5 protein-coding genes are annotated in these 19,931 nt (G+C 34.2%); 3 read left to right on the forward strand and 2 right to left on the reverse strand.

Annotation, left to right across the window (positions count from 1 at the left end; genetic code table 11):
- Window positions 1-131 precede the first annotated feature (131 nt).
- The 3 genes from Q0998_RS08740 to Q0998_RS08750 all read left to right on the forward strand — a co-directional run bounded on the left by Q0998_RS08740 (window position 132) and on the right by Q0998_RS08750 (window position 18,171).
- On the forward strand, window positions 132-5,420 hold the full coding sequence (locus Q0998_RS08740; protein ID WP_299669013.1) for an MBG domain-containing protein: 5,289 nt from the start codon (window positions 132-134) through the stop codon (window positions 5,418-5,420).
- Between the two features lie 447 nt (window positions 5,421-5,867).
- Window positions 5,868-13,475, forward strand: a complete 7,608-nt coding sequence (locus Q0998_RS08745; RefSeq protein WP_299669015.1) for a T9SS type A sorting domain-containing protein — start codon at window positions 5,868-5,870, stop codon at window positions 13,473-13,475.
- 280 nt (window positions 13,476-13,755) lie between these two features.
- Window positions 13,756-18,171, forward strand: coding sequence for a GEVED domain-containing protein (locus Q0998_RS08750; RefSeq protein ID WP_299669018.1), 4,416 nt, complete (start codon window positions 13,756-13,758; stop codon window positions 18,169-18,171).
- A gap of 46 nt (window positions 18,172-18,217) precedes the next feature.
- On the opposite strand, the gene Q0998_RS08755 is transcribed toward Q0998_RS08750, so the two are convergent.
- A complete protein-coding gene (locus Q0998_RS08755) occupies window positions 18,218-19,351 on the reverse strand; it encodes a cysteine desulfurase family protein (RefSeq protein ID WP_299669021.1) in 1,134 nt (377 codons plus the stop codon).
- A gap of 20 nt (window positions 19,352-19,371) precedes the next feature.
- On the reverse strand, window positions 19,372-19,929 hold the full coding sequence (locus Q0998_RS08760) for a Smr/MutS family protein (RefSeq protein ID WP_299669024.1): 558 nt from the start codon (window positions 19,927-19,929) through the stop codon (window positions 19,372-19,374).
- Window positions 19,930-19,931: the final 2 nt, after the last annotated feature.

Here is a 19,931-nt window from a genome sequence, read left to right on the forward strand (position 1 = left end):
TATTTAAAAATCGAAACTTTAAAGTTTCGGTTTTTTTTTGTTCTCGATTCAAATAGTTAAAAAAAAAGAATATATTAGCACAATATTATCGAGGCTTAAAACTCTTTAATAAACCCCTAAAATAATACTTTATGATCCCTAAATCTAAAAGTAAATGGTACTTGGTACCATTTATCATACTATTTATTAGTTTAAATAGTAGTTCTCAAAATTGCGTTAATTATACTGTTAATCCAGCAACTACAATAACAACAACTGGTGGAATTATCTATAACACCATAATAAACGTACCACTCGATTTTGCTATTTCAGACATTAACGTTTCTTTAGACATCACACATTCTTGGAATTCAGATTTAAGTATATTTTTGATTTCACCTTCTAATACTAGAATAGAATTAAGTACTAGTAATGGAGGTAATGGTGACAATTACACGAATGTAATCTTAGATGATGATTCGACAAATACTTTTGTGAACGCCAATGCCACTTTAACAAATTATAATATAACCGGCACTTACAAACCTGAAGGTCTTTTAAGCGATTTTAATAATGAAAATGCAAATGGAAATTGGGTGCTAGAAATTACAGATACTCAAAATGACGATGGTGGAATTATAAATTCTGTTTCTCTAGAAATTTGTAGTTCTGAAATTGATAGAGACAGTTTTGAAAATTCTTTAGAGGGTTGGTCTCAAAGTGCTGGAGATATTTTTGATTGGATAAATAAAGAAAATAATACACCTTCCGCTGGCACAGGACCACAAAGTGGTGGATCTGAAGGCACATGGTTTATGTACATTGAAGCCTCGTCTCCAAGAGCTACAGGAGATAATGCTTTTTTAGAAAAAAGTTATGATTTTACAAATCAAATAAATTCTGCTATTTCTTTCGATTATCATATGTACACTGACAAAGTAAACTCAATGGGAACTTTAAATGTATTGGTTAGTTCTAATGGAGGAGCGTTTACAGAAGTATTTACAAAGTCTGGAAACCAAGGAATTGATTGGTTGGCCGCCAATATTGATTTATCTATTTATGATGGTGAAAACATCATTGTAAGGTTCGAAGCAATTGTTGGTGCAGGCACTATTTGGAGTTCAGATATTGCTATAGACAATGTAATCGTTTCTGGTTTTAACGCGACACCCAAGATAGAAATTACGGTTACTGCAGACACAAAAAATAAATCGATTGGAGATACAGAACCAGCTTTAACATATACAATTACTTCTGGTAATTTAGAAAGTGGAGATTCATTAGTTGGAAGTTTAACAAGAACCCCAGGCGAAGCAGTAGGTGGTTATAATATCAACCAAGGAACGTTAGTAAATGATAACAATCCAAAATACAACATCACATTTATTTCCGCGTTATTTACAATTGAAGATAAAGACACCGACGGTGATGGCTATGGAGATAGCACAGATGTTGATGACGACAACGATGGAATTTTAGATACAGATGAGAATTGTGTAATCCCTGGAGCTTCAGAACCGCAGCTAGATCAAATATCGTACAATACTAATGGTTATAGTATTTATGCAGTTGGAGGTAATACCAATAGTGGTTTAGGATTTCAAGAATCGGGATTTCAAAGTGACGCTTTTTCTAGAGGGTTAACGCTAAATAGATTAAATGGAGCTACAGATTTTAGCTCTTTACCTCCAGCTCCTGGAACCAATGGAACTGCTGGTTCTACAACAGGAACCTGGACGAATGGTACATTATCTTACATAACCACAGCCGCAAACCCTACTACAAGAAGAAATCAGTTTAGAAACACTACGGGTTCAGAATTTATATCTGGAACAGGCGGAGATGCAATTTATATCAAACCTTCCATAAATTTAATTCAAGGCGAAGATTATACTGTAAGTATAGGTTTTACAACCCCTGTCTATGCGTTTAATTTTGATTTAATAGATATTCTTGACACATTTATTGATAGTACAGACTTAATTATTAAATATGAAATATATGCAAACTCTGAGCTAGTTGCCTACTTCCAAAGTAATTTTATAGGAAATGATGCTACTGCCACTGTAGATGTTTTTGATGTAAATGGAGTTTCACAAGGAACGATGTTAATAGGAAACAATGTAGAGACTTCTATTGGTTTTATATCAGAAAATAGTATCTCCAACGTTTCAATTGTCCATAAAGTAATCAATGGTGCAATTACTGATAATAGAGCAGATTTACACGCTTTAGATAATTTTGTTTGGAGTACACAAACGCAATCTTGTTTTGCAGACGATTTAGATTTTGACAAAGATGGCTTAAATAACGATAAAGATTTAGATTCTGACAATGACGGAATTCCAGATAATATTGAAGCACAAACCACAATAGATTACAGAGCACCCAATTATATGTATACAGCAAATGGTTTAGATACGGCTTATAGTGTAGGACTAATTGCAGTAAACTCAGACGAAAGTGGAAATGCAGATTATGTAGCTTTAGATGCAGATGGTGATACTATTTTTGACACTGTTGAAGTAGGTTTCACAATTGATACTGATAACGATGGAATGACAGATGGCATTGTTGGTGAAAATGGTTTAGACAATTCTTTATATACAGCTGATGATTATAATGATGTAAATACAAACATTGATGATCCTAAATTATTACCAGATGCAGACAGCGACGTTTTAACTATTGGCGACGTAGATTACAGAGACAATCATGTATCAGGAACCCCTATGATTACTCAATTTTATATTGAAGGCACTAGCAGGGTTATAGAAATTACAAACATAGATACAAACTATAGTATATTAGCAAACACGATAGAGTTAGGATTATTCAAAGATAAATCAGGGATACAAACAGGAATAGTTCCAGACAATTCTTATACAATACCTGTAGCATTAGCTGCTGGTGAATCCATATTAATAACAAATGCTGCTGCTACTTTTTCAGGAGTGGTAAATGATGACATTACAAGTTTAATAGGTGCTAATGATATTTTAGTTTTATCTAACCCCAAAAGCATTGCTGATGGAACCAATGATTGGAAAAATAGATATGAGTCATCATTTAATTTAGAGAATGACAAAATATATGTACGAAATGATGAAATTATCACAACAAATAAAGATTTTTCACTGTCGGAATGGGTTGTTTTTGTAAATGAAGATTTAGATCCATACAGAGATGAAAGTTTTGGTGGACCAGAAAGACATCCTCATGACCCTGTTATTTCGGAAATAGCAAGTGCAGATGCAACTTCAAATTTAAGCTTGGGAGTACATCAAGTAAATCCAACCGTAAGAATTGGAGGCACTTGGTCTAATGGTTTTCCTGACAGAACTAGAAGCGTTGTTATAGATGAAGATTTTTCAACCTCATCAATAGTAAAAGCAAAAACATTAACAATTAACACTGGTAATAAGTTAACCATTAATAATAATTTATTAGTAGTCTCAGAAGATATTATTTTTGAAAGTGCAACTAGTGAAATTAGATTAGCTGCAGGCGCTCAATTGATACAAACACATACAGCAACTACCAAAGTTTCTGGAGCAGGAAATTTATATGTAGATCAAGATTCGCCTACTGCTAGTAAATATCGATACAATTACATGAGCTCTCCCGTGGGTGGTAGCTCTTTTACATTACAAAATGTTTTAAAAGATGGTACAGCAGCAACCTCCGCTACTTCTACTCCATTAGACATCAATTTTGTAAGCGGTTATGACGGTGATGAAACTTCAAGTCCTATAAAAATAGCAGACTATTGGATTTATACCTATGCCAGTGGAGACGGAAAACGCTCTAACTGGACTCAAAAGAAAAGTATAGGTAGTATTCCTGTTACTGATGGTTTTACGTTAAAAGGCCCTGGAATAGCGCAGAACTACACCTTTGTAGGAACACCAAATGACGGCAATTTAACAACTGCAATTGGTGGGAATGAATCGTATTTAGTAGGAAATCCTTTTCCTTCTGCAATAAGTGCAAAAAAGTTTATAGAAGATAATATGGATGCAATAGATGGTACTTTATATTTTTGGCAGCATGCTGGCGAAGAAGATCTCTCTAGCACCGTTACAGCGGGTCATTCATATAATGGTTATATAGGTGGTTATGGAACTAGAAATATTTCTATGGGAATTGCTGCAAACTCAGCAGCACTAGCAGGAGCATTCAATATTACTTTAGAAGCAGTAAATGCTACTGTTATTGGAACAGTGCTTACAGATTTAACTTTAAACACTGTACTATTAGATTCAAACACAGATTTGGTGGTTTTTAACGCCATACCAAAAGCAATTGATATTTTAAAAATAACTTACAGATCTTTAGCTCCAAAAAATATTAGATTAAAAATAAATGGGAATACCGTTGAAGATTTCACACTTCCAGCTTCTTTAACATACACAACATTTGACATCAGTAAATGTATAGAACAGAATAGTGATATCTCTATAGTCTCTTTAGATGACGTAGTTTTCTACCTAAATGCTATAAACCTTCAAGATGATGATGGTGAAATATCTTGTGTTCCAAATGCAAATGGTGTTGCTAGTTTTTCATATACTTCACCTTTAGATTACATTGCAATAGGGCAAGGTTTTTTTATCAGTGGAGATGCAGATGGAGGTGCAATCACTTTTAACAACAGTCAGAGAGAAAACATTATAGAAGGATCAGCATCAACATTTTTTAAATCAAATAAAGAACATAAAAAAGCTGCAGAAAAAAGAAAAAAATTACCGATTCTAAAACTAGGAATGAATTATACAGGTATGGAAGGAAATGAATTGCATAGGCAAATAGGTATTTCATTTAAATCGAACAATTCCTTTAATTACGAAGCAGGATATGACAGTTATTTATTCGATTTATCCAGTACAGATTTTTATTGGAAATTCCCAAATATGGATGAAAAATATGCGATTGCAGGAATCCAAAATATTTCTGAAGACTTAGAAATTCCCCTAGAAATTATAGTCGCTGAAGAAGATGAAATTAGTATAGAAATAGACGAAATTAGTTTTAAAAATAGCAATATTTTTATTTTAGATAAAGTTGAAAATAAATACTACAACTTAAAAGAAGAAAAAGCAAAAATTCTATTAAACAAAGGAGAATATAAAGATCGTTTTTTCTTGACTTTCAAACAAACAACAGTTTTAGGTACAGCAAATGATGTTGTTTCAAATAATATCGGTGTCTTTTATAACAAAGAAAATAAAGAAATCGATATCAATATAACAGATAACCTAATAGTTGATAAAGTTGAAATGTATTCAATATTAGGACAACAAATAAATGCTTGGAAATTTGATAAAAATCAAAAAGAGCATCTAAAAATAAAAGTTTCGAACCTTTCGAAGGCAGTTTATATTGTAAAAATAAATACAGACAAAGGTGTAATTTCTAAAAAAATACTCATAGAATAATATTTTATATTAAAAAGCAGCATCAAAAAACCACAATAAAAATATTGTGGTTTTTTGATGCTAAATAAGCAATAGAAATAAAACAACTGTTTAAAAAGAAATCTTTTTACAACAATTCTCAAATCCTTAATCTCCTCATAATTAATTAATAAGCTTATTTTTTAATAATAATTATTATTAAAAAAATTGTATTATCTTTGTTAAAAATTGTTATTCATCATTAAGAGATGTTATGTTCTCTAAATGATTCGTCATTCCCCCCAACATATTAAAAACAATATATAAGATATCAGTAAAATTGATATGATATATTGATGTGTACTTTCAAATGTGTGCTTTTTAAGTAAATCAAAATATTTACGACTAAAAGGTTCTATAACTGATGGTATCTAAAATACTTCTTAACAAAGAATATTTTTCCGATTCATCCCTATTAAATTGAAAAATATGACAAAGACTGCCTTATTCTATAAAACATGCTCAGCAATAGTAATAGTATTATTGCTACTAATTTCAACAAATCATACTTTTTCGCAAACCATTCCAGGTACAGGAACTTCTTCTAGCATCTGTGGTAATTGTAATCCTACAAACTGGGATGATGCTGATCCGTTGGTAGATGGAACTCCTGATATTTCTAACAGAAATCAAGCTGGTGCAAATTTTGGTACAGGTGGAAATGCAGGTTATAATGCTACTTGGGTAAATGCACCTTTGCCTTTACCTCCTACAGGAGATGTACGTTGGATTACTTTAAGAGATGTGGGTTCCTCCGGTAGTAGTAGTGAAGAAAATGTAACCACAACCATGACCGATTTAGTGGTGGGAAAACTCTATAAGCTAGTTATAAATTCTATGACTGTGATTTCCAACGAAGATGGTGGAGATGCGAATGATCAATTTTATGCAGGTACGTACATCGAAGATTTTGATATACAAATTGGCAACGCCCCTAGAAGAACCATTTCATCTGTAACACAAGATGTTTGGGGCAAAAATACAATTATATTTATCGCATCAGCTACCAGCGAAACATTTACCATATTTCCGGGAGCTGACTCTGGGTTTGCGGACACATTGGCAACTCTTAATTTGGTAGAAACAGTACATATTTCAGTAGATGGTGTATCAGCACTAGAATTATTAGATACGGATGGTGATGGTATTGATGACGCTGATGATATTGATGATGACAATGATGGAATTTTAGACATTACAGAAAGCGGTGGTAACCAACCAAATGGTGATGAAGATGGTGATGGTATTCCAAATTATTTAGACGATTTTGATGACGATACTGACAATGTAATCGGAGATGGATCTATGACAGATTATGGAGGATTTCCTGATGTCTATGACTTTGACAGAGACGGAATTCCCAACCATTTAGACTTAGATGCAGATAATGACGGAATCTTAGACAACAGAGAAGCACAAGATGCTTTGGGGTATACCGCTCCTTCTGGTAGTGTGGGTGCGAATGGTTTGTATGACATCTATGAAAATAACGATACACAGGCTGCCACATCAAACCTCAACTTAAATGATACAGATACCACAGGAAACCCAGATTATTTAGACATCGATTCCGATGACGATGGAATTCCAGACAACGTAGAAGCGCAATCAACTACAGGTTATATTGCTCCGACAGGGAATATAGGCGAAAACGGTGTAGATAGTGTATATGAAAGTAATGATAGCTTTAGCCCGCTATCACTTACTCCGGTAAATACCGATAAAGTAGATTTGCAAGATTACCGAGATTTAAATTCAGATAACGATAATTTCTTAGATATTGAGGAAAATGGTGATACCGATGATGTTTTAAGTGGAACAGATACCGATGGCGACGGATTGGATGACAACTTCGACTCAGACAATGTGAATTACGATGTAAATGACAACATCAATAATCCTAGTATTGATTTACCAAATGCAGACAGCGGTATAGATAACCAAGTAGATTTTAGAGATGCCGTAACAGGTTTGGATACTGATGGTGATGGCATTCCAGACAATGTAGATATTGATGATGACAATGATGGAATTTTAGATACGGTAGAATGCCCAAATCTTGGCCCCATTAGTGCAGGAAATGCCTCAGGTGTTGCAGATTCTAATAGTGTATCAAACCCGGGCAGAGCCATCAATGGTACTGCCACCTCTCGTTCAGGCTTAAATGCTGTAAGTGACTTTTTAATTATAGATCTTGGGTATCTTATTCCCGCTGGAACCGATATTTTTATAGAAGCCAGAGTATCAAACAATCTTCATCAAATGGGGGTTGAAGAGTCTATAGATGGTGTTACATATTTAACAGAGCAAAACTATACCTTTGCTGCAATAGCTGGTTCCAATACAGTTCAAACCTATACACTAACCAACACGGCAAGATTTATACGAATTACAGTAAGTGTAGATGCAGGTAGCGGTGCTTTGCAAGTGGGTAGTGTGGGTTATGAGGCTTTTACATTAACAGCTTGTAGAGATACAGATAGTGACGGCATACCAGATGCGTTAGATATTGATGCTGATAATGATGGAATTATAGACAATATTGAAGCACAAACTACTGCTGGCTATGTGGCACGAAGTGGCACAGTAGGTGCCAACGGATTGTATGACATTTATGAAGACACACCAGACGATGGTATTTCTATCTTGCCCATTACAAATACAGATACAGATAGTTTGCCAGATTATTTAGACTTAGACGCAGATGATGATGGAATTCCGGATAATGTAGAAGCACAAACAACCTTAGGTTATGCAGCACCCAACGGAAATGTAGGTAGTAATGGATTAGATAGTGCTTATGATTTTATAGATACTTTTGCATCCTTGGGCATATCGCCTTATAATCATGATGGAGATGCATCGCCAGATTTTAGAGATACAGATGCTGATAATGACGGAACAAATGACATTGCAGAAAACAATAGCCCAAATAATATTACAATTGATAGTGATTTAAATAATAATGGTTTAGACGATAATTTTGATGCCGTTGGAAACCTGCCTTATGATGTAAACGATATTATAGACAATCCTTCTGTGAATATGGCAGATGCAGATGCCGACATTAATTCTGGTGGAGATGCAGATTACCGAGATATTTTTGACGGAATAGACACAGACAAAGATGGTATTGCAAATGCAGATGATTTAGACGATGATGGTGATGGAATTCCAGACAGTGTAGAATGCTTTTCTGTAGCTTATGCGGCAGCAAACGCTAGCGCAGTTGCCTCCTCAAATAGTGTCACCAACCCCAACAATGCCATTGGAGACAATAATGCATATGCCAATTTAAACAATTCAAGCACAGATTTTTTAATCATCAATTTAGGGAAAGATGTGGTTGCAGGAACGATCATTGAAATCCGCTCAAGAGTTGGAAACTTGGGTAATGAAATGACGGTAAGCTCTTCTATTGGGAGTTCTGGTTTTGCCAATCCAACAACCTATACCTATACATCTGGTGTTAATATTGAAGAAGTAAAAAACTATACTTTAACTATAGATGCTAGATATATTAGAATTGTTATCAGTACAAGAGTTACCAGTAATTTAGGAATAGACAATGTATCTTATCAAGCATATACTGCACCCTGTGAAGGAGATACTGATGGCGATGGCATTAATGATTCTTTAGACTTAGACTCAGATAATGATGGTATATTAGATAATATTGAAGCCATGTCTGATGCCAATTACGTAGCTCCAACAAACAATGATGAAGACCTAGACGGTTTAGATGATGCGTATGATGCAGATTGTACCGGCGCAAATTGTGCTGGCGTTACAGGGTTTCCAATAAGCGCACCACAGAATTCAGATGCAGATACCAGGCCCGATTATTTAGACATTGATGCTGATAATGACGGAATCCCAGACAACATAGAGGCTCAAGGAACCTCAGGATATGTTTTACCAACAGGTATCTTCGGTAGCAATGGTATTGATAGTGCTTATGAAAACAATGATACATACAACGCCGTAGGATTAACCCCTGTAAATAGTGACAATCTTGATTTACCAGATTATAGAGATTTAAATTCAGACAATGATACATTGAATGATATTGAAGAAAATGGAATGGCCAATGTAATTACAACACCTTCTGATACAGACAATGATGGTCTAGACGACATTTTTGAAGGAGTTGATAATAATGACGGATATGATGTAAATGACGAGATTGAAAACCCTGAAACAGATTTACCTGATGAAGATGGAGATGCAGGAGCGGCAGGAGATGTAGACTATAGAGATGGTACCAACATTCCTGATACCGATGGTGACAATATTATAAACAGCATAGATTTAGATGATGATAATGATGGTATACCAGACATTAATGAAAGTGATGGTAATGACCCCGACGGTGATGAGGACAATGATGGCATCTTAAATTATCAAGACAATTCAGATGATGGCGATGGAGGTCCTGGAGGTACTACTGTGTATACAGATACCAATATGGATGGCATTCCAGACGTCTATGATTTTGATTCCGATGGTGTCCCAAATCACTTAGATATCGATGCCGACAATGATGGGATTCCAGACAATGTAGAAGCACAAACCACTGCTACTTATAGAGGACTTGCTAATGAAGACTCAGACAATGATGGTATTGATGATGCGTATGATACGGATTGTGCTTTAGTGGGAGATTGCGATGGTATTATTGGTGTAGATCTCTCTTCACCCAACAATCATGATGGTATAGACAATCCAGATTATTTAGACTTAGATTCAGACAACGATTTAACTCCAGACATTGAAGAAAACGGAGATGCAGATAACGTAGCTAGTGGCACAGATTCTGACGGAGATGGATTAGATGATAACTTTGAAGGAAGTAATGCTACTGCGGGTGAAGCATGGGATCCAAACGATGAAATTAATGATCCAACAGATGACTTACCAGATACTGATGGAGATTCAGGAAGCGGTGGAGACATGGATTACAGAGATGATACAGATGACAGTGTACCAGTAGCCACAGGAACTACGCTATGGTTAAGAGCCGATAAAAATGTTACAGGCGGAGCTACTGTAACCAGTTGGATAGATCAAACTGCAGCCTTAGATTTTACCAGTGCAAATGCAGGAACTTCCCCAGATGCTACAGTAAATTCTTTAAACTTTAATCCGGTAGTTACCTTTACCCCTGCAAATGAAGATGTTTTAACACTTTCTAGTTTAAATTTAAATCCGAGATCGATGTATATTGTGTATAATGATATCGCTACCGCTTCTTCTACAACTCCATTTACCAATGATGACACAGATGACGGTAACGGAATTGGATTTGGACATACAGATGATACACAAATTTATAACAATCCAGGAACTCCCGCAGATGTAAGAAACGGAACGGAATATAACAATGGTTTGGCTATCGATTTTACAACACTGGCAAGACCCGATGCCTTCCAACTACATTCAAGAATATTTGCAGGAAATTTGTCTGATGCCAATCATACCTATTATGTAGGAAAAGATAGAACAAATGCAGGAACAGGAATTAACGGAAGTATTGCCGAAATTATGTTATTTGACGCCGCTCATGCTAATGATAGAAGACAACAAATAGAATCTTATTTAGCATTAAAATATGGCTTTACGTTAAGTGATGCCTTAAATCCAGGAAGTACCGTTACCGAAGGGGATTATGTGTCACAAGATTTAACATTAATTTGGGATCATACAGCTAATAGCACTTACCATAATGATGTGGCAGGTATTGGAAGAGATGATGCCATGGCTTTTCAACAAAGACAGTCTAAATCTGTGAACAGCGATGCTATTATTACTATTGGTTTAAAAACTATTGCTGCAGATAACCTAAGCAATCCAAACAATATTAGTGCTAACAAATCTTTTTTAATATGGGGAAACAATGGTTCTGATACAAACAATACAAGTACCGCAACATTAATATGTGCTCCAGAAATTAAATTAGATCGTGTATGGAAAATTGTAGAAACCGGAACCATAGGAACTGCAAGAGTGGCGGTTACTAAATCTGTAATTGATACCCAGTTAAGTACGCCATCTACCATCAAAGTGATGAAAATTGCAGACGATGCTGCTTTTACCACCAATGTAAAACACATTCCGTTAAAAGCAACTGATGTGGTTACCATCGATGGAGTTGATCATTATTTTGTAGATTATAATTTTACAGGAGCAAAGTTTTTTACGTATGCTGAAATCAACGGTATTTTCTGGAATGGGAATGCTGGTGAATGGACAGGTGGTACAGGTGCTACAGATGGCCCTAGTACGAATGTTAATGATTTAGATAAAATTTTGGTTGTAGATGCAGAAACCTCATTAGCAAATGCTTTTTTAAATGAAAATGCAAATGTAGAATGTGTTTGGGTGAAAAAGAACTCTAAACTTGTTGTAGCATCTAATTTGTTCTTAGAGTTTGATGAGGAATTGGTTCTAGACGGCCAAATACGCTTGATTGATGATGCACAATTGGTACAAACACATTTAGGCTTTTCTAATGTAACAGGTACGGGTAAATTGTTTAGAGATCAAAAAGCTACCGTATCTAATGTATATAGATACCATTACTGGTCCAGTCCCGTAGTAGCTACTAATGGGAATACTACTTTTACTGTTGCCGATGTCATGAAAGACGGAACTACAAAAACCTCTGCAAACTCAACTCAAAAAAATATTAACTTTATCACTTATAATGGAGATCCAAATACTTATAATGGAGCTACCACAGACCCGATTACCATTGCCAATTATTGGATTTATTCTTTCTTTAACGGAGTAACTAGTGCAGATTATGTTCAACAATTACATACAGGTAATATCAATATTGGTGAAGGATATATTATGAAAAGTACCGGCAGAAGTCCACAAAATTTTACGTTTATTGGCTCTCCAAATGACGGAACCATTATGAAAACAGTAGATCCTGGAACGGCGTCATTAGTCGGTAACCCATATCCAAGTGCACTAAATGCCACTACTTTTTTAAATGCAAATAATGATGCTTTAGATGCTACTCTATATTTTTGGCAACATACAGGAGAAGTCAGTAATAGTACAGTGATAGAAGGTCATACAAAAGCGGGTTATTTTGGTGGCTATTCACAAAGGAATCTTGCCATGGGTGTCGCAGCAAATCAACCAAGTGATAATACCGCAGGTTTGGGAGACGCTACTTATAAAGTTCCTACAGAATTTATTCCTGTTGGTATGGGCTTCTTTGTATCGGCACCTGCTGATAAAGGAGGTGACTTCTTATTTGAAAATGCACAGAGAGTTTCTAGTACCGCTGGTGTGTTCTTTAAAAGTTCTAAAAAATCAAAAAGTCCAGAATCAATTCCTACACTAAAATTAGGACTTAATTATATCAATGAAGCGAGTGTAGAGCTGCATCGACAAATTGGAATTTCGTTTATAGAAAACAATACCTTTGAGTTTGAAAGTGGTTATGACAGTGAAATTTTTGATATTGGGGCAACAGATCTCTATTGGAAATTTCCTAAAATAGATTCTAAATTGGTGATTGCAGGAGTTGGTAAGATCGAAAATGGAATGCAAATACCAGTTAGTCTTGCTGTAGATAGTGAGAATCCAATTCAATTTATGATTGATGAGCGTGTTGCAATTGATTCGGGTATAGCCATCTTTTTAGTAGATTTAGTTACTGGTCAAATACATAATTTAATAGAACCAAAAGAATTATCGCTAGCGAAAGGCACCTATGAAGACCGATTTATCCTTGTTTTTGATGCCTCAGTATTGGCGGTAGAAAACATGCTTTTTTCAAAAAATATCTCAGTTTTCATGAATAACATTCAAAATGAAATCATTGTAAATAACACATCTAGTGCCGCAGTTAAAAAAGTAGAAATGTATACACTGTTAGGACAAAAAGTGCAAAGTTGGAAGCCAGAAGAAAATCAACAAAAAAATAGATTTAAAGTGCATCAAACAGCAACTGGTGTATATATTATTAAGGTACAAACAGCGAAAGGAAGTTTCTCTAAAAAAGTTTTTAAAGAATAACTATTACAATTGATTTTAGTGAGTTGATGAAAATTTAACATAAAAAAAATACACACAAATTTAAAATTAGTTAAGTTTGTGTGTATTTACATGCTCAAGAAATAAATATATATATTTACATAATACATATATTCCTCTTGTAAAACATAGAGCCCTAAGCTCTATATTGTAATACATGGAACCCTGAATTCCATATTGTAGTGTACAGAACCCTAGGTGCACATTTACAATGTTTTTTTTAAAAAATAATATTAATACCCCTCATTAAAATTCCCCCATAATGAAGCAAAAAAACATGCTGTTTTTTGTGTGTATGATTGTATTGTATCTGGTAACAATAAACAATACTCTAGCACAAACCTATTGTACTCCAATAAATCCATCCAACAATAATAATTTCCTAATTTCCAACTTCAGCCTTTTAGAAATAGATAATTCTAGCGATAAATCTGCAAATATATTTACGTTCTATAATGCAACCACCGTAAATGTTGCTAAAGGAAGCACTTATACTGCATCTATAACTTTCGAGATGAATAATTACAATGAAGCATCTGTTAAAGTTTGGTTAGATTTTAATAATGATGGTGATTTTTATGATGCGGGAGAGGAGGTATATACCTATACAGGTTCAGAACCAAAAAGTAAAGATGGTATTACCAAAACATTTCAGATCGCAATTCCTAATTCAGCAAATGCAGCAACTACAAGAATACGAACCGCTATTCGAAGAGGAAATACAATAGATCCCTGTGATCTTGCTTATCAAGTTGGAGAGGTTGAAGACTATGCTGTAAATATCAAACCTACTCCTACTCCACCAACAGCCAATTGTGTGTCAAGCATAAATATAAATTTAGATGTAACTGGCAACGCAACTATAAATGCTTCTGATGTAAACAATGGTTCTTTTGATGATTATGATAGCCAAGCAAGTCTCCTATTATCAATTGATAAAAATTCGTTTAATTGTGATGATGTCAATAATCCAGCCACAGTAAATCTAACCGTTACTGATACAGATGGTTTAAGTAGTACTTGTGCCACAACTGTAAATGTATCTGCCTATAATGGTGCATTTACTTCACCTGATTTAGAAGATATAAATGCATTTTGTTCGTATACAGCAGAAGCACCAGTAATGAATTATCAATGTAGCCAACAATTATTAGGTACAACTACAGATACTACTTCTTTTACAACAGCAGGAAATTATACCATCAACTGGACCTTTGATAACGGAACATCAACCGCAACCAGTAGTCAAAATATAACCATAGCAAACCCATCTACCCCAACAAGTTTAAATGCTACCAATATAAACGAAACCTCTGCTACACTAAACTGGACTTCTAGTAGCACGGGAACATTTAGAATACAATACCGTAGAAATGGTACAACAACTTGGACAGAAACAACCAGTACTAGCACATCTAAAATTATTACGGGTTTAGACGATGGTTTAGAGTACCAATATCAAGTAAAGGTAGATGCAAGCTGTGCAACATATTCTGCTATACACACTTTTACTACCATTCAAGTACAATATTGTGATGACAATGTTTTTATAAATAAAAGTAATAAGTATTTTATCTCTGATGTAAATATTGGGAACATCAACAATTCAACTCCAAAGAACGATGCTGTGTATCGCTATTTTAATACACTATCTGCAAACGTGGTGATTGGTGAAACATTTTCTGGAACAATAACCTACACAAGAAGTAATTATAACACAACTGCCCTAGTTGTCTGGATAGATTTTAACAATGATGGTGATTTTGATGATAGCGGTGAACAAATTTTATCTGATCTTAAAAGCGGGTCTGCAAGTACCGTTTTTACCATTGCTTTGACCAATATTTTAGTGCCAGAAACAGCCACTCTAGGTAAAACCAGATTAAGAATTGGTCTAAAACATACAGGCACACCAACTAGTGCTTGTAATTTCGATTATCAAAGTGGCGAAATTGAAGATTATGACATTTTCTTAAATGCTCCAGACAATACCCTTTTTGAGGCGGCATTAATTAGTCAAGTTTATCATTTTGGCACTTCAGAAAAATGGATAGAAGTTACCAATACAAGTGCTACAGACACCGTAGTTGCGAATACATTAGCATTGGCGTTATTTAAAAATTCAAGCGGAGATCAAACAGGTGTTTTTCCAACGGCTTCTCTTTTTATAAACGCAGCAACAGCTCCAGGTGCTTCAATTCTAATTAGAAATCCATCATCAACAATTACAAATTTTGTAGGTACAGCAATTGACAATTCTGCTATTACAGATTTTGATGACGCAAATGATATTTTAATTATTACGAAAAAAACAGACAATACCGCTTGGAAAAATAGATTTGATTTGGTGGAAAGTATTCCAAATAATACATGTTTACTCAGAAGTGATATAGTTACGACTTACAAAAATACCTACAACTCTAGCGAGTGGATATCTTATGTAAATGATGCTTTATCTACCACAACAAATCCTCCTGAAAGACATCCTCATGCACCTTTAATTTCAGAAATAATCAACGGAAATGCGGAAGCAAACACAAAATTGGGTTTACATAGAATTCATAAGACAGTAAGATCAGGAAATGCTTGGAGTAATGGATATCCAGATCGTTCAAGAAGTATATTAATTCAAGAAGATTTTAGCACCTCTTCTATCTTAAAAGCAAGAAAACTTGAAGTTGCCAATGCTGCTAAATTACTGGTAAATAACGAGCCACTTGTGGTGTCTGACACTATTAAAATAAACACTACAGGAGAAATAAGACTCGCAGGAACCTCTCAATTGATACAAACGCATACTGGAAGTAGAAAAGTTACAGGAACAGGAAAGTTATATGTTGATCAAAACTCACCAGTGCCAAGTTTGTACCGTTATAATTATATGTCATCGCCAGTTGTTACTCCAGGGTTAAGTACGTATACGATGTTTAATGTAATGAAAGATGGTACAACACCCACCTCTTTAAGTTCTGTACCAAAAAACATGAATTTTATTGGTGGTAATGATGGTAATTATTCAAACTCACCAAGTGGGGCAATCGCAATCGCAGAACGTTGGATTTATACCTATGACTATAATGGATCTAATTATGATTATATACAAAAAACGAGTACTGGAACCATTAATCCAGGGAAAGGATATCTATTTAAAGGACCAGGAAGACCACAAAATTATACCTATGTAGGTTCACCAAATGATGGTGCTTACAGCTACACAATTGCTGGAAGCAAATCTATTTTATTAGGCAATCCGTATGCGTCAGCATTGAATTCTAAAAAATTTATAGAAGATAATTTAGATGCTACAACAGGCACTTTGTACTTTTGGGAACATGCTGGAGAAACAAATTCTTCTGGAGCTTATGGTCATTATTCTTCTTCCTACATTGGTGGCTATGCTACTAGAAATGTTTCTATGGGAGTTGCTGCTTCTAATGTTGGTAGTAATGCTAGTTCTTCTACTTCTTATGATTATACTATGGAAGCAGAAAATGCAGTTACTGGTGGTAATGCTTCAAAAATAAATAACAGTGTATTACTAACCCAGCCTTATGATAGTATCACATTTAACAGTGTAAATATTAGTAAATCTGTTGATACTCTTAAAGTAATCTACAAATCTGAAGCCAATAGTACATTTGATATTGTTGTGAATCAAGCATTCGTAAAATCTTATACATTTACAACGTCAGCAGCCTATCAAACTGTAAAAATTCCACTTCAAATTCAAAAAAATGATACCCTTTTATTAAAAACTACAAGCAATGCTTCCATAAATATTGATAACATATTTTTTACTTTAGCTTTTGAATATACAGCACCAAAACAATACATACCCATAGGGCAAGGTTTCTTTGCCAGTTCTGATAGTGATGGCGGAACAATTATATTCAACAACAGTCAAAGAGAATTTATTAAAGAAGGAGAAAATGCTGTTTTTTTGAAAAGTGGTATTACAAAAAAAATAAACAACTCAAAAACTAATGATCCGCTAGCCATCTTAAAATTAGGGTTTAACTACAAGAATTCTGAAGACCAAAGTTTACATAGACAAATTGGAATTTCATTTTCAGAAAATAATTCCTTTTCATATGACAAAGGCTATGATAGTGAAATGTATGATCTCAACGAAACGGATTTCTATTGGCAATTTGATGAAATTCCTAATATGAAATTCGTAATTACTGGAGTTCAAAAAATCAATAATGATTTAGAAGTTCCAATACATTTTAGCATTGATAATCCAGATGAATTATCAGTAGTTATTGATGAAATAGAAAACATAGATTTTCCAATATTTATTTTAGATAAACTCACAAATACTTACCATAATTTATCTAGTACTGTAGAACTTACTCTTGATAAGGGTGTGTATGTAGATCGCTTTTACTTAGCCTTCGAAGAAAAATCTTTGTCTGTAGATGATGAAATTGCCAAAATAGGCTTGAGTATTTATATTGATAATAGTAATAAAGAACTCGTGGTTAAAAATAATAACAACCTTGAAATAGCCCATGTAAAAATCTACAACCTACTAGAACAAGAGGTTTTAGAATCAAAAAATTTAGAACAAACCCATGAAAACAGAATAAATATTTCCAATTTATCAAGTACCATTTACATTGTAAATCTTAAAACAAGTGAGGGAGTTATTTCTAAAAAAATCCTTAAAAAATAAACTTTTATTGGAGAATATTCTAGCAATATAATTAGAAACTAGAGTTTTATAACTGTTCTTTTAATTTCCCTATGGTATTATCAATTTCTTCTTTGGTTGTAAACTTGCTAAATGAAAAACGGATGGACGTTTTATCAGCTTCACCATCAAACAAAATTTCTGACAATACATGAGAGCCTTTATTACTACCACTTTGGCAAGCACTTCCACCAGAAACTGCAATTCCTGCTAGATCTAAACTAAACAGCAACATCTCATTTTTTACAGGAAAGCGTACATTTAAAATCGTGTAACTACTCTTGTCTAAATCTGATGAAAGTCCGTTAAACTGAATGTTTTCTGAAAGTTTCTTTAATTCAGAAATAAAATAAACCTTTAAACTTTCTATATAATTTTTATCTTTTTCTAAATTAGAAACGGCAATAGCTAAGGCTTTGTCCATTCCTAAAATAGCATGTACATTTTCTGTACTAGACCTTGCTCCTTTTTCTTGACCACCACCATGAAACATCGGTAGAATACCAAAACCTTTTTTAAAAAAGGCAAAGCCAACTCCTTTTGGTCCATGGAATTTATGTGCACTTGCGACTATAAAATCTATAGGTGTTTTTTGTAAATCTAAGTGATAATGACCAATGGTTTGTACAGTATCTGAGTGAAATAATGCCTTATTTTCTTTGCATAAATTGGCTATTTCATCAATAGGTAATAGGTTACCAATCTCATTGTTAATCATCATTAAACTCACCAATGTCTTCTCTTTTGATGATTTTAAAAGTGTTTTTAAATGAGAAATAATACTGCTTCCATCTGAATCCACTTTTACAAATTCTAAAGTGACATTATGGTTCTTCTGCAAAAACTCACAGGTATGTAAAACTGCATGGTGCTCTATTTTTGAGGTGATAATTCTAGTGACTCCCAAATTTAAAACCGCATTGTGTAAAATTAAATTGTCTGCTTCTGTACCTCCCGCAGTAAAAATAATTTCGCTTGCAGACACGTTAAAATGCTTCGCAATATTTTTTCTGGCAGTTTCTACTGCAGATTTTGCTTTTCTACCAAACTGATGTATCGAAGAAGGATTCCCAAAATTCTCTTCCATAGAAGACTGCATGATAGCGATGACTTCTGTGTCTATTTTTGTGGTTGCTGCGTTGTCTAAATAAATAGCATTCATAATACAAAAGTAGGTTTATTTTATGAGACTGTATTTTGAAAAACATATACTTCTGTTGCGCCTAAACCATATTTTTTATAAGACGCATCGTAATATTTTACGGGATATTTATTCAGTAGCGATTGTAGTTCAGATTTTAAAACACCTTCTCCTACTCCATGAATAAAGACAATTTTAGAGATTCTTTTTTGAATCGCAAATTCTACCTTTCTTTTTGCCGCATCTAATTGAATGTTCAGCATATCATAGTTGTCTAGGCCTCTAACAGACTTGACCAATTTATTGATGTGCAAATCAACCTCCATTACCACTTCTTGATGCTGCTTTTTAAAAAGACTATTTTTAGGTTTCGATTGAGCTATTTTGTCCTTTAAAAAATCATTATTAATGTCAGAAAATTTTGTAAGTTCATGTTGTTCTTTTTCAATTTTAACCAGTTCATTTTCATCAAAATTAAAAATCATTCCATCTTCAGTTCTAACAGTATAAGTATTTGCATCAATGCCTATAATTTCTCCTTTTAAAACATCATCTAAAACAGCTACTTTATGACCAATTTCGAAACGCTTTCTTAACATTG

This window comes from uncultured Polaribacter sp. (assembly GCF_947501385.1).
In the GTDB taxonomy this organism is placed as follows: domain Bacteria; phylum Bacteroidota; class Bacteroidia; order Flavobacteriales; family Flavobacteriaceae; genus Polaribacter.